This is a genomic window from Streptomyces sp. NPDC004435, assembly GCF_042873895.1.
In the GTDB taxonomy this organism is placed as follows: Bacteria; Actinomycetota; Actinomycetes; order Streptomycetales; family Streptomycetaceae; genus Streptomyces.
In genome coordinates this window covers 470,747-492,686 of record NZ_JBIAMB010000002.1, presented here as the reverse complement: position 1 = coordinate 492,686, position 21,940 = coordinate 470,747, and the positions used below count along the sequence as shown (strand labels likewise).

Here is a 21,940-nt window from a genome sequence, read left to right as displayed (position 1 = left end):
CCCGGAGGCCGGGCGGGGGGCAGAGGCCGGGCAGGGGTCAGAGACCGGGCCGGTCCCGGAAGCCGGGCGAGGGGCAGGGGCCGGGCGGGGGTCAGAACGCGGCGGTGTCCAGGGTGAAGCCGAGGGGGGCGGGGAGCGGGACCTCGGTCCCCAGCTTGTGGAGGGACTTGTGGGTGTAGTCGTCGCCGTCGGGCTCGGAGCAGACGACGGCTTCGTCGGCCTCGCGGTCGATGAGCAGGTAGACGGGAATGCCCGCGCGTGCGTAGGCCCTGATCTTCAGGCCCCGGTCACGGCTCGCGGTCGAGGCCGAGGTGACCTCGGCGACGAGGAGGACGGCGTCGGGGGCATGCCAGTCCTGTTTGTCGCCGAAGCTTCCCTTGGGCGCGATCGCGAGGTCGGGGATGACACGTACGGGGTCACCCGGCCCTGGGAGGCTGAGGCCGATGCCGGTGTAGCGCCCGAGTCCCCTGTCATGGTCTCGGACCTGACCGCTCAGCTCCGACACGATCTCCTCGTGCTCGCCGTTGGCCGGAGGCACCACGTAGATCTCCCCTTCGATCAGCTCCACGCGCCAGCCCCTGGGGGCCTGTGCACTGAACAGCTCGAAGGTCTCCTGCACGGTCGCGACCTCGAAGCCGGGGATCTCCTCGGGAGACACCTCGTCCGGTGCCGGCAGCGGCATGGCCATGCTGGGCCTCCTTCGCTCGGTGCGACGCTCCCAGCTTAGGACGGGCGGCGGAGCACGGTCGGGAGCGCGTTCACTCGAACCGGCGTGCTGTGACGTTTCGCCGCCGCGCGGACGCTCACCGCGCGGGCAGCGACCTCGACGCCGGGATCAGCGGCCCCTGGACCGCGCGGGGGGCGCGGGGGGTGGCCGTGTCGGTCCAGCAGGAGCCGCGGCGGGCGAGGAGGCGGCGGAGCCAGAGCTCGGTGGAGACGAGGTCGGCGAGGCCGTCGAGGGGGAGCCGGGCGCCGTCGGCCGCCGCGCGCAGGGCCGCGCGGACGCTGCCGGCGTCGATGAGGCCCGCGTCGGCGAGGAGGGGCGCGTCGAAGAGGGCCAGGAGGTTCGGGAGGGCGGCGCGCACGCCCGCGCGGGCGGTGCCGGCGGGGACGGCCGGGTAGGGGGCGCCCCAGCCGGACGGCAGGTCACGGATGCCGGTGTCGGCGAGGACCGTGCGCAGCACGCCGGCCCGCGCGTCGGGCTGGACGCGGAGGGATTCGGGGAGGGCCCGGCAGGCGCGGACGACCTGGTTGTCGAGGAAGGGGGCGTGCAGCCGCTGGCCGCGGATCTCGGCGGCCTGTTCCAGGACGCGGTGATCGGCCGCCGCGCGGGCGAGGGCCGCACGCGCGCGTGCCTCCCCCGGGCGCTGGACCGCCGGCGGCAGGGTGGCCGCCCTGTTCAGCCGGGCCGCCACCTCGGCCAGCGCCTCGCCGGTCAGCCAGCGGGCGGCAGGTCCTGGCCGGGACCAGGCGAGGGCGGAGAGCGAGGCGGCCAGCGGGCCGTGGGCGTCGGCGGGGTCCCGGTTGGCGTCGAGGACGTGCTGGGCGGCGGTCTCCAGGCCGGCCCGGTAGGGGGTACGGGCGAGCCTGCGCGCCGCGCGGTAGACGGTGACCGGCACGAGGAAGGAGCCCGCCGAAGGGCCGGTCGCCCTGGCGAGGGCGGTCACCGGGCGGACCAGGGAGCGGCGCCTGCGGTCCATCAGCAGGTCGGCGAGGCGGGCCGGGTGGGCGTCCAGGACCTGTTTGGCGCCGAGGCCGGTGAAGTGGTCGGCGCTGCCCCCCGCGAGGCGCCTGCGGTGCCGCTCGGCGGTGACCAGGGCGGGCCCGGGTTCGTCGGTCAGCGGCCCGTCGAGGGCGGCGTACGGCAGGGCCTCCTCGCCCGCCGTGACGACGACGTGGCGCAGCCGGGGGTCGGCGGCCAGCTCCCGGGCCCGTTCGAGCTCGGCGGTACGGCCGGGGCCGGGCTTGGCCGCCAGGTCGGTGAAGGTGACGGCGAGCAGCCGCTCCCCCGCGCCCGCGTGCCCGAGGACCGTGCCGGGCACGCCGGGCAGTCCCGCGGCGAGCAGGGCGAGGGTGGCGGAGGCGCTGCCGCCGGACAGGTCGGCGCCGATGCCGGGCGCGGGTCCCGAGCCGCGGGCCGCCCGCCGGTCGGCGGGTCCCATGCCGGGGACCGGCCCCGGGTCGGGCAGCGGGGCCTCGGGCGCGTGCCGGGGGGCGGTGAGCCGGGCCCGTACGGACTCCACGAGCGCGTCCCTGACCGCCTCGACGGCCTGTCGGGGGTCGGCCTCCGGGGCGGCGACGGCGAGCGAGGCCACCGTCTCGTACCCGGCGATCTCGCGGGAGCCCTCGCGCAGGATCAGGGCGTGGCCGGGCGGGACCCGCCGGACGCCCTCGTACGGGGTGGAGTCGCGCAGCGCCTCGGGGGACTCGGGGCAGGCGAGCAGGGCGGCGAGGTGGCCGATGTCGAGCTGGGCCTCGACGAGGTCGGCGAGCGGGAGGGCGGCGGTGGCGTAGGCGGTGCCGCCCTCCCAGGGGGTGTGGAAGACGGGGCGGGCGCCCGCGAGGTCGCCGGTGACGGTGATCCGGCGGCCGGCCTTCACGACGGCGGTGTAGCTGCCGGGCCAGGCGGTGAGGTGGCGCAGGGCGCCACCGCGCGCGGTGACGAGTCCGCGGCGGAGTTCGTCGTCGCCGGCGGCGCAGCAGCCGAGGACGGCGAGCCGGGTGCCGTCGTCGAGGGCGACCACCCGGACCTCGTCGGGGCGCCAGTCGCCGACCGCCCAGAGGGGGTCGGGGTCGCCCCACAGGAGCTGTGCGCCCACCGGCTGCACCGTGCGCCCCCCGACGTGCCCGCCGCTCTCGGCGAAGGGGGGCGCGTGGGGCGGGACTCCGGAGCTGTACGCGCCGTGCGCGCCGTTCGTCGCTCCGTTGCGCGCCCCCGCGGTCGTGGCGTACTTCGCGGCGACACTGCTCCAGCCCACCAGCCATCGCATCGGCGCCTCCACGTCTGTTTCGGTGGGGCCATGCTGCCATGACAACGGCGCACGGGGCGGTGTCCGGGTGCACGCGCGCGAAAGCCGAATGCGCCCCTGGCATGCGCCAGTTGGCCGGGCGGAGAGCGGACGGCGGCGCGGCGGTGGCGGACGGGAGAGCTCCCGCTCCGGCCGAGCGCGGCACGAGAGGCCGGCGAATTCGGCCGATTCTCGTCCCCGGCAAGAGGTTTGATGCGCCGTCAGGCTCAGAAGGATCACGGAGACGGCGGACGCCCCGAAGGCTCCGCTCGCGCCGGCGGTCCGGCTGTTCGGCAGTCCGGGAGGCGACCCGCCCCCCGGCGCCGTCCGCCGCTCGCGGGGAATGGAGCGGCGGTGTCCCCCAGCCCACCGGTACCGGACCGGAACCCTGAAGGGCCCCGCGCCCGGCCGGACGGGCCGACCCACGCAGGACCCATGCAAGCCGTCCGGGGGCGGGGCGACGAGAGCGCACGGCCGGGCGCACGGCCACACGGCCGGAGCACGGGCCGGGCCGCGGGCCGCTCCGGGAAGCTGTTCACACAACAATCTCGCCATACGGAACTCCGCCCCTTAACGGTAGGGATGCGGCGAACTACGCTGTGTTTACGAATGCCGCCCGCCTATGCCCGGCGTCGCGGCGGCCGTCTGGATGTCGAGGGGTGGCGTCATGTCCAGGGAGCAACGCGGGCCGAACGAGAAGCTCGGCGCCGTTCTCGCCCTCGCGGGAATCAGCAACGCCGGCCTCGCCCGGCGCGTCAACGACCTCGGCGCACAGCGCGGTCTGACGCTGCGCTACGACAAGACCTCGGTGGCCCGCTGGGTCTCCAAGGGGATGGTGCCGCAGGGCGCCGCGCCGCACTTGATCGCCGCCGCGATCGGGCAGAAGCTGGGCCGGCCCGTGCCGCTCCACGAGATCGGCCTCGCCGACGCCGACCCGGCGCCCGAGGTGGGGCTCGCCTTCCCCCGGGACGTCGGCGAGGCGGTCCGCGCCGCCACCGACCTCTACCGGCTGGATCTCGCCGGCCGCAGGGCGGGCGGCGGCGGCATCTGGCAGTCGCTGGCCGGTTCCTTCTCGGTCAGCGCCTACGCGACCCCCGCGTCCCGGTGGCTGATCACCCCCGCCGACCCGTCGGTGGAGCGGACGGCGGGGCGGGGCGGAGCGCCCGGCGGTCCCGGGCCGGCCGGGACCGGGGAGCACGCGCGCGTGGGCCACAGCGACGTCGCCAAGCTCCGCGAGGCCGCCGAGGACGCGCGCAAGTGGGACTCCAAGTACGGCGGCGGGGACTGGCGCTCCTCGATGGTGCCCGAGTGCTTAAGGGTGGACGCGGCGCCGCTGCTGCTCGGCTCGTACTCCGACGAGGTCGGCCGGGCGCTCTTCGGCGCGACCTCCGAGCTGACCCGGCTCGCCGGGTGGATGGCCTTCGACACCGGCCAGCAGGAGGCGGCCCAGCGGTACTACATCCAGGCGCTCCGGCTCGCGCGGGCCGCCGCCGACGTGCCGCTCGGCGGGTACGTCCTCGCCTCCATGTCCCTCCAGGCCACCTACCGGGGCTTCGCCGACGAGGGCGTCGACCTGGCGCAGGCCGCGCTCGAACGGAACCGGGGGCTCGCCACCGCCCGCACCATGTCGTTCTTCCGGCTCGTCGAGGCCCGCGCGCACGCCAAGGCCGGTGACGGGCCCGCGGCGGCGGGCTCGCTGAAGTCCGCCGAGGGGTGGCTGGAGCGCTCCCGGGACGGCGACGCCGACCCGACCTGGCTCGGCTTCTACTCGTACGACCGGTTCTGCGCGGACGCCGCCGAGTGCTACCGGGACCTGCGGATGCCCCGCGAGGTGCGGCGCTTCACCGAGCAGGCGCTGTCCCGGCCGACGGAGGAGTTCGTCCGCTCGCACGGACTGCGGCTCGTGGTCTCGGCCGTCGCCGAACTGGAGTCCGGCAACCTCGACGCGGCCTGCGCGGCGGGCACGCGCGCGGTGGAGGTGGCCGGGCGGATCTCCTCGGCGCGGACCACGGAGTACGTACGGGACCTGCTCCACCGCCTGGAGCCGTACGGGCACGAGCCGCGGGTCATGGAGCTGCGGGAGCGGGCCCGGCCCCTGCTCGTCGCCCCGGCGTGACGGCCGGCGAGGGGGCGCGCGCCGGGGGCGTGACGGCCTGTGGCGGGGGCGCGGGCGAAAGCGTGACGCGCATCCCACGACGTGGGCGTTTAGCGGGAATGTCAGTGGGCCAGTGCACTATCAGGGGTGGGAGGTGGCGCTGGTGTTTGACTGTGACGTGCTGGTGATCGGCGGCGGGATCGTCGGTCTGTCGACGGCGTACGCGCTCCAGCGCGCCGCGCCCGGCACCCGCGTCGCCGTCCTGGAGAAGGAGGAGGGCCCCGCGCGCCACCAGACCGGGCGCAACAGCGGCGTCATCCACAGCGGCATCTACTACCGGCCCGGCTCCCTGAAGGCGCGGTTCGCCGTCGAGGGCGCGGCCGAGATGGTCAAGTTCTGCGCGGAGTGGGACATCCCGCACCAGGTCACGGGCAAGCTCGTCGTCGCCACCGCGCGCGAGGAGCTGCCCCGGCTGCACGCGCTGGTCCAGCGCGGCAGGGAGAACGGCATCCCGGTGCGCGAGCTCGGGCCGTCGCAGATCACCGAGTACGAGCCGCGGGTGCGGGGGCTCGCCGCGATCCACGTCGGCACCACCGGCATCGTCGACTACAAGGCGGTCGCGCGGCGGCTCGCCGAAAGCTCCGGCGCGGAGATCCTCTACGGCGCGGAGGTCACCGCGATCGACCGGCGCCCGTGGGGCGTCGCCGTGCGCACCGCCGACCAGCGGATCGTGCGCGGCAAGGTCCTGGTGAACTGCGCGGGGCTGCACTGCGACCGGGTGGCCCGGCTCGCCGGCGACGACCCGGGCATGCGGATCGTCCCCTTCCGGGGCGAGTACTACGAGCTGGCCGACCCCTCGCTGGTGAGGGGCCTGGTCTACCCGGTGCCGGACCCCGCCTTCCCGTTCCTCGGCGTCCACCTCACCCGGGGCATCGACGGTGGCGTCCACATCGGGCCGAACGCGGTGCCGGCGCTGGCGCGCGAGGGCTACGACTGGGGCGTCGTCCGTCCCGGCGAGCTCACCGGCACGCTCGCGTGGCCCGGCTCCTGGACCATCGCGCGCCGGCACTGGCGGTACGGCGCGGGCGAGCTGCGCCGGTCCCTCTCGAAGCGGGCCTTCACCGAGGCGGTGCGGCGGCTGCTGCCCGGGGTCGACGAGTCGGACCTGCGGCCTGCGCCGGCCGGGGTGCGGGCGCAGGCGGTGCTGCGGGACGGGACGCTGGTGGACGACTTCCTCATCCGGGAGTCCGCCCGGGCGGTCCACGTCCTGAACGCGCCCTCGCCCGCCGCGACGGCCTCCCTCCCCATCGGCCGGGAAATCGCCCGCCGAGCCCTCGCCCTCCTCTGACCCCGGTGCGCCGGACGGCCCGTACCATGGGCCGTTGTGTCTGAGCAGCATGAGAATCGCACCGAGTCCGTCGCCCGCCGCGGCAGCCGCATGTTCGCGCCCGGCGAAGGGCCCTCGCCCGACCCCGCGGGGGCGCACTTCGAGCGGCGGATCAGGAGTTTCCAGCCGCGGCGGAGCCGGGTCACGGCCGGGCAGGCCGAGGCGATGCTGAAGCGGTGGCCGGACTGGGGCCTGGACATCGACGGCAAGCGGGTGCTGGACCTCCCCGGGATGTTCGGCGACCTGCCCGTCGTCCTGGAGATCGGCTTCGGGATGGGCGAGGCGACCGCGCAGATGGCCGCCGCCGACCCCGGCACCGGCATCCTCGCCGTCGACGTGCACACCCCCGGCCAGGGCAACCTCCTCGGGCTCGCCGACCGCAACGGCCTGACCAACGTCCGGGTCGCCAACGGCGACGCGATCATCCTGCTGCGCGAGATGCTCGATCCGGCCGCGCTCGACGGCTGCCGCGTCTACTTCCCCGACCCGTGGCCGAAGAAGCGCCACCACAAGCGGCGGCTCATCCAGCCCGAGTTCCTGACCCTGCTCGCGACCCGGCTGAAGCCGGGCGGGGTGCTGCACTGCGCCACGGACTGGGAGCCGTACGCGGAGCAGATGCTGGAGGTGCTGTCCGCGCACCCCGACTTCGAGAACACCGCCCCCGACGGCGGCTACGCGCCCCGCCCCGACTTCCGGCCGCTCACCCGGTTCGAGGGCCAGGGCCTGGACAAGGGGCACGCCGTCCACGATCTCCTCTTCCGGAGGAAGTAGCTCCTTCCGAAGGAAGGAGCCCCGGAAGGGGCCTATCCGGAGGAAGGCGTCCCAGGTCCGCAAGTCCGTCGCCCCTGTCGGTGGCGGTCGCTAGGGTCGAGGCGTGTCGCAACCCCTGCCGTCGGCCTCGTCGTCGCCCGAGCCGTCCACGCCGTCCGACCGGCCGCCGGCGTACCTGCCGTCGCAGGCCGGACCGCCCGCGGTCGAGACCTCGCCGTCCCTTCCGCACGCCGACGTGCCCGCGCGGGACGGGGACGAGCCCTCGTTCGCCGTGGCCGCCGACCGGAGCCAGTGGCGGTACCGGCCGCGGCGGGCGTTCTGGCGGAGCCGGATCGTCCGGGCCGTCACCCTGATCGTGCTGCTCGCGCTCTGCGCCCTGGTGATCCTGGCGCTGGTGCGGGAGCAGACCGGCACGGAGGGGTTCCTCGTCGGGCTGGGTCTCGCGGTGCTGCCCGTACCGCTGCTGATGGCGGCGTTCCGCTGGCTCGACCGGGTCGAGCCGGGCCCGTGGAAGAACCTGCTGTTCGCCTTCGCGTGGGGCGCGTTCGCCGCCGCCCTGGTCGCGATCCTCGCGAACTCCTTCGCCGTCCGCTGGATCGCCACCGCGACCGCCGACCCGCGCTCGGCCGACGACCTGGGCGCCACCGTGATCGCCCCGGTGGTGGAGGAGTCCGCGAAGGCCGCCGCGATCCTGCTGCTCTTCCTCTTCCGGCGGCGGGACTTCCGGAGCCTGGTCGACGGGGTGGTGATCGCCGGCTTCACCGCGACCGGCTTCGCGTTCACCGAGAACATCCTCTATCTGGGCAACGCGTTCGGGGAGGACCAGGACCTGGGCGACGGCGGGATCGGCGCCGTCACCGCCGGCACCTTCTTCGTCCGGGTCGTGATGTCGCCGTTCGCGCACCCTCTCTTCACGGTCCTCACCGGGATCGGCTTCGGTCTGGCCGCCCTCGCCCCGCGCGGCAAGCGGCTGCGCCGGGTGCTGCTGCCGCTCGCCGGGCTGCTGCTCGCGATGGGCGTGCACGCGCTGTGGAACGGCTCGGCGACCTTCGGCGGCCCGCTCGCCTTCTACGCCGTGTACGCGGTCTTCATGGTCCCGGCCTTCGGGCTGCTGACCTGGCTCGCGGTGTGGAGCCGGCAGAAGGAGCTGCGCACGATCGCCGGAGTGCTTCCGGCGTACGCGGCGGCCGGCTGGCTCTCTCCCGAGGAGCCGCTGGCGCTCTCCTCGATGCGGGCCCGCCGCACCGCGCGCGCGGTGGCGTCCCGTACGTACGGCAAGGCGGGGGCGCGGACGGTCGGCGAGTACGAGTCCTTCGCCACGACCCTGGCCTTCCTGCGCGAGCGGGCCCGCCGGGGCACGGTGCCGGTGCCGGACTTCGCCGCGCGGGAGCAGGAGCTGCTGCACCACCTGTGGGAGCGCCGGGCGACGGCCTCGCCCGCGCTCTCGTACGCGGCGCGGGCCACCGGCCGGGTGTGGGTACCGCCGCAGTACCTCGACTACGGCGGCTACAACCCCTACAAGGGCTGACCCCCCTCAGGCCTTGACCAGCCGGTCGGCCCTCGTCGGCCGGGTCAGTCCTCGGGCGTCTCGGACGCGGCCGTCAGGCGGGCCAGTTCGGCGTCGGTCAGGGTCAGGTCGGCGACCGCGACCAGCGCGGGGACCTGCTCGACCGTACGGGCCGAGGCGATCGGCGCGGCGACGGTGGGGCGGGAGGCGAGCCAGGCGAGGGCGACGGTCGCGGGCTCGGCGCCGTGGGCCTCGGCCACCTCGTCGAGCGCGGCGAGGACGGCCTGTCCGCGCGCGGTCCCGGCGAGCGCGGAGGCACGGGGCGCGCGGACGCTCTCGACGGTCCGGCCCGGCCGGTACTTCCCGGTGAGGAAGCCGGAGGCGAGGCCGTAGTACGGGACGGCGGCGAGGCCGGTGCCGGCGGCGGTGTCGAGGAGCGGGCCCTCGTACTTCTCCCGCGCGACGAGATTGTACTCGGGCTGGAGCGCCACGTACCGGGTGAGTCCCTCGGCCTCGGCGAAGTCGAGGGAGGCGCGCAGCCGCTCCGGCGAGATGTTGGAGGCGGCGACGGCCCGCACCTTGCCGTCCTTCACCAGCTGGTCGAGGGCGGTGACGATCTCCTCCACCGGCACCGACTCGTCGTCGAAGTGGGTGTAGAAGAGGTCGATGTGGTCGGTGCCGAGGCGGCGCAGGGACTCCTCCGCGCCGGCCTTGATGACAGGGGCGGAGAGGCCCTTGAGCCGGGAGTGGGCGCCGACCTTGGTGGCGACGACGATGTCGGAGCGGTTGCCCCGGGCGGCCAGCCAGCGGCCGATGATCGTCTCGGACTCGCCGCCCTCGTTGCCCTCGACCCACTCCGAATAGACATCGGCGGTATCCACGAAGTTGCCGCCGGCGGCCGCGTACGCGTCGAGGACGGCGAACGACCGCTCCTCGTCGGCGCTCCAGCCGAAGACGTTGCCCCCGAGGGCGAGCGGGAAGACATGCAGGTCGGAGGTGCCCAGCGGGCGCAGAGGTGACGTCATGCAGCGATCAACTCCGTGCACCGCCGGGCGTATTCCGATCGGGGAGCCTGAACCCCGACCGGAAGCCGGGCTCAGACCGACAGGCCCTTGGACCGCAGCCACTCGGCCGGGTCGATGCCCGAGCCGTCCGGGGTGTGGACCTCCAGGTGGAGGTGGGGTCCGGTGACGTTGCCGGTGGCGCCGACGCGGCCGATGGTCTCGCCGGTGGTGACGGTCTGGCCGGCGGCGACGGTCATCGAGGAGAGGTGGCAGTACCAGATCTCGGTGCCGTCCTCCAGCTGGAGGACGATCCGGTAGCCGTACGAGCCGGACCAGCCGGCCGAGGTGATGGTGCCGCCGTGCACCGCCTTGAGCGGGGTGCCGGTGGGCGCGGCGAAGTCGAGGCCCGTGTGGTAGCCGGAGGACCACATCGAACCGGACTGCATGTACGTGGAGGTCAGCGTGTACGAGGAGAGCGGCATGGAGTAGCTGGCGGCCAGCTTGGCGAGCCGCTCGGCCTCCGCCTTCTCCGCGGCGATCCGCTCGGCCTCGGCCTTCTCCTTCGCGATCCGCTCCGCCTCCGCCTTGGCCTTCGCCTTGGCCTTCGCCTCGGCCTCGGCCTTCGCGGCGGCGTCCGCCTTGGCCTTGGCGTCCGCGGCGGCCTTCTCCGCGGCGGCCTTCTCGGCGGCGAGCCTTTCGGCGTCGGCGGCGGCCTGCTGCTGCTGTTCGGCCTGCTGGAGGATGCGGGCGCGCAGGGCCTCGCCCGCGTCGGCGGCGGAGGCGGTGCGCTCCGCGGCCTCGGTGCCGGCGGCGGTGTCGGCCGGGGCGGTGTACGTGATCGAGGTGAGCGGCTTCGCGGCCGCGCCGCCCGCGGCGACCGCCACGGTGTCCTCGATCGGGGCGGGAGCGGGCTCGTCGTCTCCACCGGGCAGCAGGGCGCCGACGCCGGGCAGGTCGTGGGCGTCCGGCAGTCCGAGGTCCGGGAGGTCGGGGAGGGAGATCGCGACCGGGGGCTTCTCCTGCGCGGTCGCGAGGCCGCCCGCGCCGACGGCGGCGATGACGCCGACGCCGAGGACGGTGGAGGAGCGGGCGAAGTTGGAGCGCTGCTTCACGACCCGGTGCCGGCCGCCGGCGCGGCTCTCGGCGCGCAGGGAGCCCTCGGTCGGGTTCCACTCCCCGGGCGCGGGGGTGAAGGAGGCGGTGTCGTACGCGCCCGGCACTGTGCCGGCCGGGTCGTCCGCTCCGACGGCACCCGGGCCGCCGAAGGGCTCGAAGGGGGCTCCGGGTACGGGGGTGTTGGACGCCACGGAGGCGCGCTCCTTTCCTTCCTTCTCGCCTACCGGGTTAGCTGACGGGTTCGGAGCAGGAAGGTCTCCTACGGGCGTCTTCGCACGGGGGATGTGCGAGGGGCCCGATTCACCCCAAGGGATGGTTCCCCGGTTCCCTTTCGGGATTCGGCGTGTGCGCACGGAGCCGTCTCTTGCGACGGCTGGGACGACCGCGCTGCGTTATCGAACGTTAATAGACACGGCGGTCCGATTCCAAGCCGTTCCTCTTGATCATTCATTGAATTGGCAGGGATTCGCCCGAGTTGACCCCCGTTCAGTGAGCCCCGGCCAAACCCTCGGTATCTGACGTTATGTCAATTGTTATCGCTGTGACACCTCGCGAGCACGGACGGTGACAGCCGCCGCCGTCAGTGCGCGGGACCGGGCGGGACCACCGGCATCGTCCGCCGCCGCTCGGGCGCCCCGGCCGCCGGACGGCTCACCGCCAGCAGCGCCATGTCGTCCGTCGAACCGCCGCCGGTGTGCCGCCGCACGTCGTCCACGAGCGCGTCGAGCAGCTCCTCGGGCCCGGGGAAGACCGCCCCCTTGAGCCGGGCGGCAGGATCGTAGAAGACGCCGTACGCGTCCCGCGCCTCCGACAGCCCGTCCGTGTAGAAGAGCAGCGTCGAGCCCGGCGGGTACGGCCGCTCGTCGGCCCGGTCCGGCCAGACCGCCAACTCCCCCATCCCCAGCGGCAGCGCCGCCTCGGCCGGCTCGACCGTCTCCAGGCGCCCGTCCCCGGACAGCAGCAGCGGCGGCGGATGCCCACGGTTCACGAGGCGGACGCGCCCTCCCTCGCGCGGGATCTCCGCGAGCACCGCCGTCGTGAACCCCTCGAAGGCGTCGAGGCCTTCACGCCGCGTCCCCTCCCGCGTGAGCGCCCGTTCGAGCCGCTGCGCCACCCCTTCCAGCGCCGCCTCCTGCTCGGCCGCCTCCCGGAAGGCGCCGATGACGACGGCCACCGCCTCCACCGCGTCCATCCCCTTGCCGCGCACGTCCCCGACCACGAGCCGCACCCCGTGCGGGGTGTCCTGCACCGCGAACAGGTCGCCGCCGATGAACGCGTCCGCCTGCGCCGCCTCGTACCGTGCCGCGCACTGGAGCCCCGCCATCCGCTCCGCGGGCATCGGCAGCACCGCGCGCTGCGCCGCCTCCGCGATCACCCGCGCCGACGCCAGCCGCTCCCCGCTGCGCCGCACGACCAGGTTGATCACCAGCGCCAGCGCCGAGACCGTCACCACGGTGAGGGTCTCGGTGAGCGAGGGCACGTCGGAGAGCGTGTCGTTGTACGCGTGCAGCCCGACCGAGGCCAGGATCGCCGCGATCCCGGTCAGCAGGGTCGTGAGCCGGGAGAAGAACGGGGCGGCGACCAGCGGGGCGGCGGAGAAGAGCGGCGCCGCCGTGTACGCCGCCGGGGTGGCCAGGTCGAAGAACACCCCGCCGGCGATGATCAGCGGCGGCAGCGCCCGCAGGAACCTGCGGGTGGCCCCGAACGGCGTGGCCGGGGGCTGCCGCCCGCCGCGGTACGGCCCCCGGGGCGCGGCCGGACGGACGGCGCGGCCGGGCTCCCCGCCCCGCCGCCCGCGACCCGCCGCTCCCCGAGGGTGTGTCACCGCGTACTCCTGCCCGGTCGCCGGCCCGCCGCCGGGCCCGGCGCCGCGCACCCTCCCAGGGTCCCCGCGCCCGCCCCGTGCGGCGACCGGCGGAGGGCCGACCGGGCGTACGGCACCGGGCGCGACCGCCCTCTCCGCCCCGGCGGCGCGACCGCCGTGCCGCCCGGACCCGCGCCCCGGAGCACGAGCCCCGGCACCGCCGCCCGCCCGGACGTCTCCGGGCTCCGGCGGTCAGAGGTTCCGCTCGGCCCAGAGGATCAGGGCGTCGCGCACCAGCACCGCGGTGCCCTCGCCGTGCCGGTCGTAGTTCTTGGTGAACCTGGGGTCGTCCACGTACATCCGGCCGAGCCCGATCAGGTACTCCTTCGTCGGCCGGGTGGTGACGGAGAGCCAGTCGTACTGCCTCCGGGCCAGCGCCTGCACCTCGTCGCTGCCGGGCGCCAGCCCGGCGGCGGCCGCCGCGCCGAAGTCGCGGGCGATGGCGGCCTGCGTCTCCATGAACTCCTTCTTCTCGGCCTCGCCGAGCGACCGCCACCAGCGGTCCCCCTGTTCGTACGCGTCGCGGCCCCACCGTTCGGTGACCTCCGCCTCGTACCGCGTGTGGTCGAAGCCGTCGAAGACTTCCTCGGCCATGAGCTGTTCTCCTCTCTCGGTCTTGTGGAGAGTGGTCCGCACGGCCTCGATCTGCCGCCCGATGCGCTCGCGCTCCTGCTGGAGGAGGGCCAGATGCGTGCGCAGGGCGGCCGAGGTGTCCCGCTGGCCTTCGAGGACCTCGGCGATCGCGGGCAGCGAGAGCCCGAGCTCGCGCAGCAGCAGGATGCGCTGCAGTCGCACGAGCGCCGCCTGGTCGTAGTACCGGTAACCGTTCGCGCCGATCCGGCTCGGCTCCAGCAGCCCCAGCTCGCCGTAGTGGCGGAGCGTGCGGCTGGTGGTGCCGGCCTTCCTGGCGATCTCCTGGATCGACCACTCCATGCCGAGAACGGTAGAACTTGACGTTGCGTAAAGGTCAAGCGCGACGGTGGGCGACACCGGGAACGCCGAAGGCCCGGATCGTCTGGGACGATCCGGGCCTTCGGGCTACTGAGTAGCGGGGACAGGATTTGAACCTGCGACCTCTGGGTTATGAGCCCAGCGAGCTACCGAGCTGCTCCACCCCGCGTCGGTGAATATGACTCTACGGCATGGGTCGCTGGATCCAAAATCCGTTCCTCAGCAGCCGCAGTCCTCGGCGTCGACGGGCGCCGTCAGCGGGTCGGCGGCCCGCTCCGCGGGACCCTCCCACGTCTCGTACGGGAAGCCCTCCCGCGCCCAGTACTCGAAGCCGCCGAGCATCTCCTTCACCTGGAAGCCCAGCTCGGCGAGGGCGAGCGCCGAGCGGGTGGCGCCGTTGCAGCCGGGGCCCCAGCAGTAGGTGACGACCGGGACGGCCTTGTCGAGGAGCTGCTCCGCCTGCTCGGGGACGAGCGCGGTGGGGAGGTGGACGGCGCCGGGGATGTGACCCTGGTCCCAGGAGGCGGTCGAGCGGGAGTCGATCACCACGAAGCCGGGGTCGGTGCCGTCGGCGCGGGCGGTGGCCAGGGCGGCGGCCACGTCCGAGACGTCCGCGTGGAAGGCGAGGCTGGCCGAGAAGTAGGCGGCCGCGGCGGCGGGCGAGGCCGGCGGGGTGCGCAGAACGGGGTTGACCGTGGCGTCTGTCGTCGTCATGGTGATCAATCTACGGACGAAGATCATCGCGCTGAAGTGGTGTTCCACGGCGGTCGGGGGACTCGACCGGGGAAACCCGGGCGATCCGCTCCGGCCGGAGTGGATCTCACGGTGCGAGACCGGAGCGGGCGGACACGAGGGGCGCGCGGCCCCGGACGGACACGGTCACGCGCGCGTGCCGCCGCCGCTCCGCTGTCACATCCATGGGGTTCGATCCGTCATGGAGACATGACGGGACGCGAAGGGGGAGATCGACGGATGGACGAGAGCACGGTGGAGACGACCGGCGGCGCACCGGCCGTGGACGCGGACGCGCTGGCGCGCCGCTTCGACGCCGACCGCGGCCACCTCAGGGCCGTCGCCTACCGCATGCTCGGCTCGCTCAGCGAGGCCGAGGACGCGGTCCAGGAGACCTGGTTCAAGCTGAGCCGCACCGACGTCGGCGGGGTCGCCAACCTCACCGGCTGGCTCACGACGGTCATCGGCCGGGTCTGCCTGGACATGCTGCGCTCGCGCGGCTCCCGCCGCGAGGACCCGCTCGACCACTTCGTGCCCGACCCGGTCGTCCACATCCCCTCCGCGGGCGACCCGGAGCACTCCGCCGAACTCTCCGAGTCGGTCGGCCTCGCGCTCCTCGTCGTCCTGGAGACGCTGGCCCCGGCCGAACGGCTGGCCTTCGTGCTGCACGACATGTTCGCCGTCTCCTTCGACGAGATCGCGCGGATCGTGGACCGCACCCCCGCCGCGACCCGGCAGCTGGCCAGCCGGGCCCGCCGCCGCGTCCAGGACACCGCCCCGGGGCCCGGCCCCGACGCCCGCCGCCAGCGGGAGATCGCCGACGCCTTCCTCGCCGCCTCGCAGGGCGGCGACTTCCAGGGGCTGCTCGCCGTCCTCGACCCGGACGCGGTGCTGCGCGCCGACGGCGGCACGCTCCTCGCCGGCGCCTCCAAGCTGGTCCACGGCGCCGAGGCGATCATCCGCCAGGCCCTCATGTACGCGAGCTTCCGCAAGGCGTCGCTGCCGCTCGTCGTCAACGGCCAGCCGGCCGTCCTGTCGGTGGTCGACGGCAAGCCGACCGCGCTCATGGCATTCACCGTCGTCGGCGACCGCATCGTCCAGCTCCACGTCCTCGCCGACCCGGAGCGCATCGCCGCCCTGGACATCCCGCGCGAAGCCCTGGCCCGCGCCGTCCACCCGGACTGACCGGGCGCCCCGCCGGGCGGGGATGCCGGAGCGCGCGCCGTCAGGAGCCCTGGCGGCGCGCCCGCATGAGGGACGCGCCGACGGCCAGGGCCGCGGTGCCGCTGGCGAGGCCGAGGACCGCGCCCGCGGCGACGTCGCCCGGGTAGTGGACCCCCGTGTGGACGCGGGAGTAGCCGACCGCCGAGGCCAGCAGCCCCAGCGGCACGGCCGCGGGCGGCAGGACCACGCCGGCGGCGGTGGCGAAGGCGACCGCCGAGGCGGTGTGCCCGGACGGGAACGAGGCGGACTCCGGCATCGGGACGTGCCGGCCGACCACCACCCGGGCCGCCTCCCGGTCCGGCCGCCGCCTGCGGACCAGCCGCTTGCCGAAGAGGTTGGCGGTGGCCGAGGCGATCGCGATCGCGCCGACGCCCGCGGCCGCCGCGCGGCGCGGCCGGCCGGGGAAGAGCGCGAGTCCGGCGGCGACGGCGAAGGAGATCTTGGAGTGGTCGGCGGCGTTCGACAGCCGGCGCAGGCCCACGTCCAGGGCGGGCGTCGGGGTGGCCGCCACCGCCGCGTACAGGGCCCCGTCCACGGCCCGCAGATCGTGCAGGACGGCCCGGGCGGTGAAGACCGCGTCCCGCGGCCGGTCCCGCAGCCGCCTCCGCGCCGCCTCCTCGGCCTCCGTCTCGGGTCCGGCACCGGGACCCGCCCCGGTCTCGTACATGCTCTCGTCACTCATGCGCCGCTCCTGTAGGGATCCTCGGACGGTTCCGGCCGGTACACGGGACCGGAGCCGTAGTGGTCGGGGAAGGCGAGCCGTACGATCCGCCGCCAGTCCAACGGCGGGGGCGGCGGAACGACTCCCGGCCGGGAGCGCGGCACCAGCACCCGCAGCGCGCGCGGCCGCAGCTCGCAGACGACCGGCGTCGGCAGCACGAGCGCCTCCCCGTCGACCGCCACCGGGACGGTCGCCTCCGCCTTGGGCACACCGGTGTTGGTGACGCCTCCATGAACTTCGACGCGGCGCGCGGTCAGGACGTTGAGCGCCGCGGACTGGGTTCCCCGTACGACCAGCTCGGCGGCGTGCGCGGGGCCGTCCACCCGCACGCCGATCACCCCGAGCCGGCCGCTGTCCAGACGGGTCCTGTGCCCGGCGGCGGCGCTCAGCGGATCGGGCGCGGCGTACGGGTTGTTGCTCACCAGGATCGCCTGCTGGCCGGGCAGCCGGACGGCGTCGGCGCTCGCGTCGAGCCGGTCGCCCTGCCCGCCCTGGAGCAGGTCGGGCAGCGCGTCGAGCGCGGTCTCCGCCTTGGCGTCGCGGTACTCCGGCCGCTGCACCACGTCCGCGTACACCCCGAACGACACCGTGTTGACGAAGGGACGTCCGGCGACCGTGCCGAGGTCGACGCGGAGCTCCTCGCCGTCGGTGAGCGCGTCCAGGCAGGCCGCCGGGTCGTTCCGGTCGAGACCCAGGTCCATCGCGAAGTGGTTCCTGGTCCCGGCCGAGACCACCAGGAACGGCAGGTCGTGCTCGGCGGCCACGGCGGCCACCAGCGCCTGGGTCCCGTCGCCGCCCGCGACGCCGAGCAGGTCGGCGCCCTCCGCGACGGCCTTCCGGGCGAGCGCGTCGACGTCGGCGGGAGCGGACGGATCGAGCAACACGACCCGCGCGCCCAGCCGTTCCGCCTTCGCCACGAGCCCGAACCGCTCCACCTTCCCGCCGCCGGACCTCGGGTTCATGATCAGCACCGCCTGCCGGGGCCGCTCGGCGGGACGCGCCGGCGCCGGCGCGTCCACGGCCTCACCCGGCCTGCGCAGCGCCTCCCTCGCGCACCCCAGCGCGACCGCCCACAGCGCGAGCGCCGCGAGCGCGAAGAGCCACAGCCCCCCGACCACGAACAGCACGAGGACGGCGACCGGCGCCCCCACCACCAGCAGCGACCCGAGCACCCGCAGGGGCCCCCGGTGGGCGACGACCCACCACAGCCCCACGGCCCCCGCCGCGAGCCCCACGAGCCCGCTGAGCACCTCCAGCACCCCGCCGACACTCACCGCCAGGAGCAGGACGACCACCGCTCCCGCCGCCGCACCCAGCGCCCACCGGGCCAGGTCCCGCGCGGTACTCCCCGCGTCGCCCTCGTCCCACCACCGCGCAGCCCCGTTCACGACCCCACCTCCGCCTTCCACTCTCCCCACGCTCCCGCGGACCACCCCACTGAAGCAGCCGCCCGACGGAACGACGAAACGCCCCGCCCACAGGGTTCCGCGCGCGGACGCCCCGGTGCCGGCGGTGGTGACGCGTCGACGGCTTCCCCGGTCGAGGGAACAGACCGCTCCCGGCGCCTCTATCCTCGCCGCCCCCCGCTCGAACGATCAAGCGCCCGGAACGACGGAGCGCCCCGCCCGGTCGGAACCGGTCGGGGCGCTTCCCGCGGGTCGGAGGGGCTTCCCTCCCCCGCTCGGTAGGCCGTGTGGGACTCGAACCCACAACCAATGGATTAAAAGTCCACTGCTCTGCCAATTGAGCTAACGGCCCGTGTGCGAGCACTCCGTGCAGCATAGCCCGCCGGGCTCGCGGAACCGATCGGGTATCGGATCCCGCCGCGCCGCGCCCCCGGGGCGGGGGCGCGGCGACGGGGGGTCAGAAGAGGGCGCGGAAGGTGTTCCAGCCGGAGCCGAGGAGTTCCCGGAAACCGAAGCGGTTTCCGGCGCGGCCGCTGCCGTGGCTGTAGTAGGCGTACAGGCGGCCCGAGGCGTCGCGGGCGACGAGGTCGCTCGTGCCGTCGCCGTTGAGGTCGCCGGTGCCCTGGAGCGCGGTGTAGATCTGCCAGCCGCCGCCGACACGCGTGCGCGGGGTGACGCCGCCTGACGGGGTGCCGAAGTAGGACCACAGCACGCCGGAGCCGTCGACGGCGAGCAGGTCGCCGCGGCCGTCGCCGTCGAGGTCGCCGGCGGCGGTGATCCGCTTGTACAGCTTCCAGTTGGTGCCGATCCGGACCCGGCTCTTCAGGCGGTGGTCGGCGGTGCCGGCGTAGAAGTACATGTCGCCGGTGGACGTCTGGCGCGCGACGAGGTCGGCGTACCCGTCGCCGTTCACGTCACCGGGCGAGGTCAGCACGTCGTACTGGCTCCAGCCGGAGCCGATCACGGTGTACGGCGACGAGCCGGTGACGACCTTGCCGCAGCCCGGCCGGTAGGCGCGCAGTTCGCCGCCGACCCGCCCGAGGACGTCGGCGCAGGCGTCGGCGTTCACGTCCCCGAAGGGCACGAGGAGGGTGCCGGCCGGGAAGGTCCCGCCGGAGCCCGGGGTGCGGGGGCCGAACTTCCCCCAGCCGTCGCCCCGGTAGAGGGAGACCGCGCCGGTCGCGTCCACGCCGAGCAGTTCGCCCTGGGCGTCGCCGCCGACGAGGTCGCGGAAGGCCGGGCGGCTGCCGGAGAGCCGCAGGGCGCCGGAGGTCCACAGGTCGCGGCCCTTGCCGTCGGCGGTGGTGGCGCGCAGCTCCCACACGTACGGCCCGCTGGGCGCGGGCACGCCCGCCGCGTCGCGGCCGTCCCAGGAGAAGTCGATCCGGCCGCGCGTCTCCTTCCCGCGCAGGATCCGCACGGGCTTCCTGTTCAGCGCGTTCTGGATGCTCACCTCGTACGAGGAGGCGGGCTTGGAGAGCGTCCAGGAGCCCTTCCAGGTGCCGGAGAAGCCGAGGCTCGCCGGGGCCGACGCGTGCGCGACGGTCAGGTCGGAGGTGGGCAGGTCGGTCCACACCACGTGCACCCGCTCGTCGTCGCCCCGGTAGGCGACCGCGCCGCCGAAGCGGTCGACGGTCCAGGCGGCGCGGCGCGGGCCGGAGACCATGTGGGCGCGGGTCAGGACGTACCGCGTGCCGGCCTTGCCGGTGGCGAAGGGGGTGACGCGCAGGTAGCCGCCGGACTCGTCGACGAAGTAGCCGTCGCCCAGGAGACCGCCGCCGGTGGAGCCCGCGGGCAGCGCGACGGCCGCCGCGGTCCTCAGGTCGAGGACGCCGTGCTTCGTGAAGCCGGCGCACGCCCAGTAGAGCCAGCGGCCGGCCGTCTGGAGTTCGGTGAGCGCGCAGCCGGAGTTCGTCGCCAGCGTGCCGAGGGCCTTGCCGGTGGCGAGGTCCTTGCGGGCGACCTGGCCCACGGTGCCCGTGCCGGTGTACAGGGTGTCGCCCGAGAGTGCGGCGGCGACCTGCTTCTGGCGGGAGACGGTCTTCTGCCCGTCCAGGTCGAGGACGACGGTGTCGCCGTTCCCGGCGAGTTCGCCGGGCGGGCCCGGCGTGCCCGCCTGGTAGACCGCCCAGCGGCCGGACGCGTCGGCGAGCCGGCCGGCCTGATCGACGCTCACCCGGGTCGTCGAACCGTCGGCCTTGCGGGCGACGACCGCGCGGGGCGTGGACCCCGGGGAGGAGACCGTCCGGCCGTCGCCGGCGTCGAAGAGCGGCGTGCCGGACCAGTCCGCCCCCGCCTCGGTGCCGGCCGGGACGGGCGCGGACTGGCCGGTGTGGAGCGGGCCGACCGGGAGCGAACGGGTCCGGAAGCCGGGCGCCGCGGCGCCGTCCCGCTCCAGGGTGGTGAGCCGGCCCTTGCCCAGCGCCAGGGCCACCACCTCGGTCGCCATGGGCGCCACCTTGCGCAGCTTCTCCAGGACCGGGGCGCCGCCGCCCTTGCCGGGGACGGCCTTGAGGACGGCCCAGTCGGTGGCGGAGGTACCGCCGGTGACGGCGGCCGTGCCGGAGCCGTCGCCGAACTGGGTGATCCGCTCCTCGGCGCCCGCGAGGAGCGTCCGCTGCTCCCCCGCGGGGCTGACGGCGACCAGGCGGCGGGTGAGGTCCTCGCCCGCCCTCGCGGGCTCGGCCGTGGTCAGGAGCCAGTCCCCGACGAGGCCGATACGGGTGGTGCTCAGCCCCTCCGCGAGCCGGTAGCCGGTCTCCGGGCCGGTGAGGTCGGCGAGCGTCCGGATGTGGACGGTCCGGTCGGGGTCCACCCACGCGATCCGCTCGGCGGTGACGGCGACGCCCGCGACGAGCAGGCCGTCCGCGGAGGTCGGTGCGTCCAGCACCCGCATCGCCCCGGTCGTCAGGTCGACGACGCCGAGGAGGGAGTCGCCGTCCGTGCCCGACGTGCCCCGGGAGAACCGGAGGACGGCCACGCCGGGCGCCCCCGCCACCAGCCGCGCCCTGTGGAGGTCCACGCCGGCCGGCCAGCCCGTCACGGGGACCGAGGGACCGTTCGGGGCGCCCGCGCTCCGGAGGAAGTACCCGCTGGTGGAGGCCGACGAGGTGCCCGGCTCGTACTGCTGGAAGAGCAGCCGGTCGCCGATCAGGCCCCGGTACGAGGTGTCCTCGGGGAGGGTCAGCGGCGTCGTCGTACCGGTCTCCAGGTCGATCAGGGTGCGCCCGCCGACGCTGTCGTCCGCGTACGTGTACCTTCCGCCGGTGCCGGCCTCGGCGAAGGCGTCGTTGCCGCCGTACCCGAGGGACCGGCTCGTGCCGGTCGCGAAGTCCGTCCACTCCAGCCGTTCGCTCGCGCGCCGGTCGTCGGCCTCGGCCCGGTGGGCGTAGCCGGTCGCGCCGACGGCGACGACGGTCTCCGCGCGGGGCGCGGTCCGCCAGGTGGGTGTGACGTCGAGCTGGTCGATGCCGACGACCGGCGCCCCGGTCGCGGCGACCGCGCCGGGCGCGAGGCCCGCGCCGGTGGCGGCCATGACGGCGGCGAGCAGGACGGCGCGCGTGCGGGTCCTGCGCGCGGCTGCGGTACGAGACAAGAAGGCCCCTCCCCGGGGGGTGATCCATCACCGGCGGGTGCGCGCCGGACGCCCGAGCGTCCCACGTGCCCCTGTACGAGACCGTCCGGGGGCCCCGACGGTTGTACGCCGGACGCGACGAACCCCCGTGACAGCGGATGTCACGGGGGTTCGTGGTGTGTCAGGTCACACGGGTTCAGCCGTTGCGCTTCCAGCGGGGCTTGTCGTCGCGGCGGCCGCCACCGAAGGAGGAGCCGGACGGACGGTGGTCGTCACGGCGGAAGCCGCCGCCGGACGGACGGTCGTCGCGACGGAAGCCACCGCCGGCGGGGCGGTCGTCGCGGCGGTCGCGGTTGAACGGACGGTCGTTGTCGCGGCGGAAGCCACCGGACGGACGGTCGTTGTCGCGGCGGAAGCCGCCACCGGAGGGACGGTCGTCACGGCGGAAGCCACCGCCGGACGGACGGTCGTTGTCCCGACGGAAGCCGCCCGAGGGGCGCTCGTCGCGGTCACGGAAGGACGGACGGTCGTTGTCCCGGCGGAAGCCACCGGACGGACGGTCGTCGCGGCGGAAGCCACC

Annotated in this window: 15 protein-coding genes, 2 tRNA genes, 1 pseudogene and 1 riboswitch; of the genes and pseudogenes, 5 read left to right on the top strand and 13 right to left on the bottom strand. The window is 75.2% G+C overall.

Features of this window, described 5'->3' with window-relative positions; all coding sequences use genetic code 11:
* Positions 1-91 precede the first annotated feature (91 nt).
* Positions 92-688 (bottom strand): Uma2 family endonuclease, encoded by a 597-nt coding sequence (locus ACFYT9_RS05485; RefSeq protein ID WP_376598361.1) that lies wholly within the window; start codon positions 686-688, stop codon positions 92-94.
* Between the two features lie 115 nt (positions 689-803).
* A complete protein-coding gene (locus ACFYT9_RS05480; protein WP_389161065.1) occupies positions 804-2,990 on the bottom strand; it encodes an asparagine synthase-related protein in 2,187 nt (728 codons plus the stop codon).
* A 685-nt stretch (positions 2,991-3,675) separates the two neighbouring features.
* Between ACFYT9_RS05480 and ACFYT9_RS05475 the strand changes: the two genes are divergently transcribed.
* The 4 genes from ACFYT9_RS05475 to ACFYT9_RS05460 all read left to right on the top strand — a co-directional run bounded on the left by ACFYT9_RS05475 (position 3,676) and on the right by ACFYT9_RS05460 (position 8,789).
* On the top strand, positions 3,676-5,124 hold the full coding sequence (locus ACFYT9_RS05475) for an MFS transporter (RefSeq protein WP_389161063.1): 1,449 nt from the start codon (positions 3,676-3,678) through the stop codon (positions 5,122-5,124).
* A gap of 142 nt (positions 5,125-5,266) precedes the next feature.
* Positions 5,267-6,451 carry an L-2-hydroxyglutarate oxidase gene (gene lhgO / locus ACFYT9_RS05470; protein ID WP_376598355.1) on the top strand — a complete coding sequence of 395 codons (1,185 nt, stop codon included), beginning with the start codon at positions 5,267-5,269 and terminating at the stop codon, positions 6,449-6,451.
* A 90-nt stretch (positions 6,452-6,541) separates the two neighbouring features.
* Positions 6,542-7,261, top strand: a complete 720-nt coding sequence (trmB, locus tag ACFYT9_RS05465) for a tRNA (guanosine(46)-N7)-methyltransferase TrmB (RefSeq protein ID WP_389161108.1) — start codon at positions 6,542-6,544, stop codon at positions 7,259-7,261.
* Between the two features lie 235 nt (positions 7,262-7,496).
* Positions 7,497-8,789, top strand: coding sequence for a PrsW family intramembrane metalloprotease (locus ACFYT9_RS05460; RefSeq protein WP_376598366.1), 1,293 nt, complete (start codon positions 7,497-7,499; stop codon positions 8,787-8,789).
* Between the two features lie 44 nt (positions 8,790-8,833).
* Here the strand turns inward: ACFYT9_RS05460 and ACFYT9_RS05455 are convergent, their stop codons facing one another.
* The 6 genes from ACFYT9_RS05455 to ACFYT9_RS05430 form a co-directional block, all read right to left on the bottom strand.
* A complete protein-coding gene (locus tag ACFYT9_RS05455) occupies positions 8,834-9,793 on the bottom strand; it encodes an aldo/keto reductase (RefSeq protein WP_376598354.1) in 960 nt (319 codons plus the stop codon).
* A 71-nt stretch (positions 9,794-9,864) separates the two neighbouring features.
* Positions 9,865-11,079 carry a M23 family metallopeptidase gene (locus ACFYT9_RS05450; protein WP_389161061.1) on the bottom strand — a complete coding sequence of 405 codons (1,215 nt, stop codon included), beginning with the start codon at positions 11,077-11,079 and terminating at the stop codon, positions 9,865-9,867.
* 11 nt (positions 11,080-11,090) lie between these two features.
* A riboswitch (cyclic di-AMP (ydaO/yuaA leader) is annotated at positions 11,091-11,242 on the bottom strand.
* Between the two features lie 226 nt (positions 11,243-11,468).
* A complete protein-coding gene (locus ACFYT9_RS05445) occupies positions 11,469-12,713 on the bottom strand; it encodes a PP2C family protein-serine/threonine phosphatase (RefSeq protein WP_389161059.1) in 1,245 nt (414 codons plus the stop codon).
* Positions 12,714-12,944: 231 nt separating this feature from the next.
* On the bottom strand, positions 12,945-13,685 hold the full coding sequence (locus tag ACFYT9_RS05440; protein ID WP_389161057.1) for a MerR family transcriptional regulator: 741 nt from the start codon (positions 13,683-13,685) through the stop codon (positions 12,945-12,947).
* 113 nt (positions 13,686-13,798) lie between these two features.
* Positions 13,799-13,872 (bottom strand) — tRNA-Met (locus ACFYT9_RS05435).
* A gap of 50 nt (positions 13,873-13,922) precedes the next feature.
* The gene (locus ACFYT9_RS05430; protein ID WP_376596747.1) at positions 13,923-14,417 is read right to left on the bottom strand and encodes a rhodanese-like domain-containing protein; all 495 of its coding nucleotides are present in this window, start codon (positions 14,415-14,417) and stop codon (positions 13,923-13,925) included.
* Positions 14,418-14,675: 258 nt separating this feature from the next.
* On the opposite strand from ACFYT9_RS05430, the gene ACFYT9_RS05425 reads away from it, so the two are divergent.
* Complete coding sequence (locus ACFYT9_RS05425; RefSeq protein WP_389161055.1) at positions 14,676-15,620, top strand: sigma-70 family RNA polymerase sigma factor; 945 nt, start codon at positions 14,676-14,678, stop codon at positions 15,618-15,620.
* Between the two features lie 40 nt (positions 15,621-15,660).
* Here ACFYT9_RS05425 and ACFYT9_RS05420 read toward each other — a convergent pair whose 3' ends face one another.
* From ACFYT9_RS05420 to ACFYT9_RS05400, 5 genes and pseudogenes are all read right to left on the bottom strand, one after another.
* Positions 15,661-16,341: a phosphatase PAP2 family protein gene (locus tag ACFYT9_RS05420; RefSeq protein ID WP_389161053.1), complete on the bottom strand. Its 681-nt coding sequence runs from the start codon at positions 16,339-16,341 to the stop codon at positions 15,661-15,663.
* A complete protein-coding gene (locus ACFYT9_RS05415) occupies positions 16,338-17,768 on the bottom strand; it encodes a diacylglycerol/lipid kinase family protein (RefSeq protein WP_387275253.1) in 1,431 nt (476 codons plus the stop codon). Before ACFYT9_RS05415 ends, ACFYT9_RS05420 begins: the two co-directional genes overlap by 4 nt.
* A gap of 297 nt (positions 17,769-18,065) precedes the next feature.
* Positions 18,066-18,138: transfer RNA gene (locus ACFYT9_RS05410), tRNA-Lys, on the bottom strand.
* 105 nt (positions 18,139-18,243) lie between these two features.
* Positions 18,244-21,381 carry an FG-GAP-like repeat-containing protein gene (locus tag ACFYT9_RS05405; RefSeq protein ID WP_389161051.1) on the bottom strand — a complete coding sequence of 1,046 codons (3,138 nt, stop codon included), beginning with the start codon at positions 21,379-21,381 and terminating at the stop codon, positions 18,244-18,246.
* A gap of 175 nt (positions 21,382-21,556) precedes the next feature.
* Positions 21,557-21,940 (bottom strand): annotated as a pseudogene (locus ACFYT9_RS05400) (RNA helicase); the annotation flags it as partial.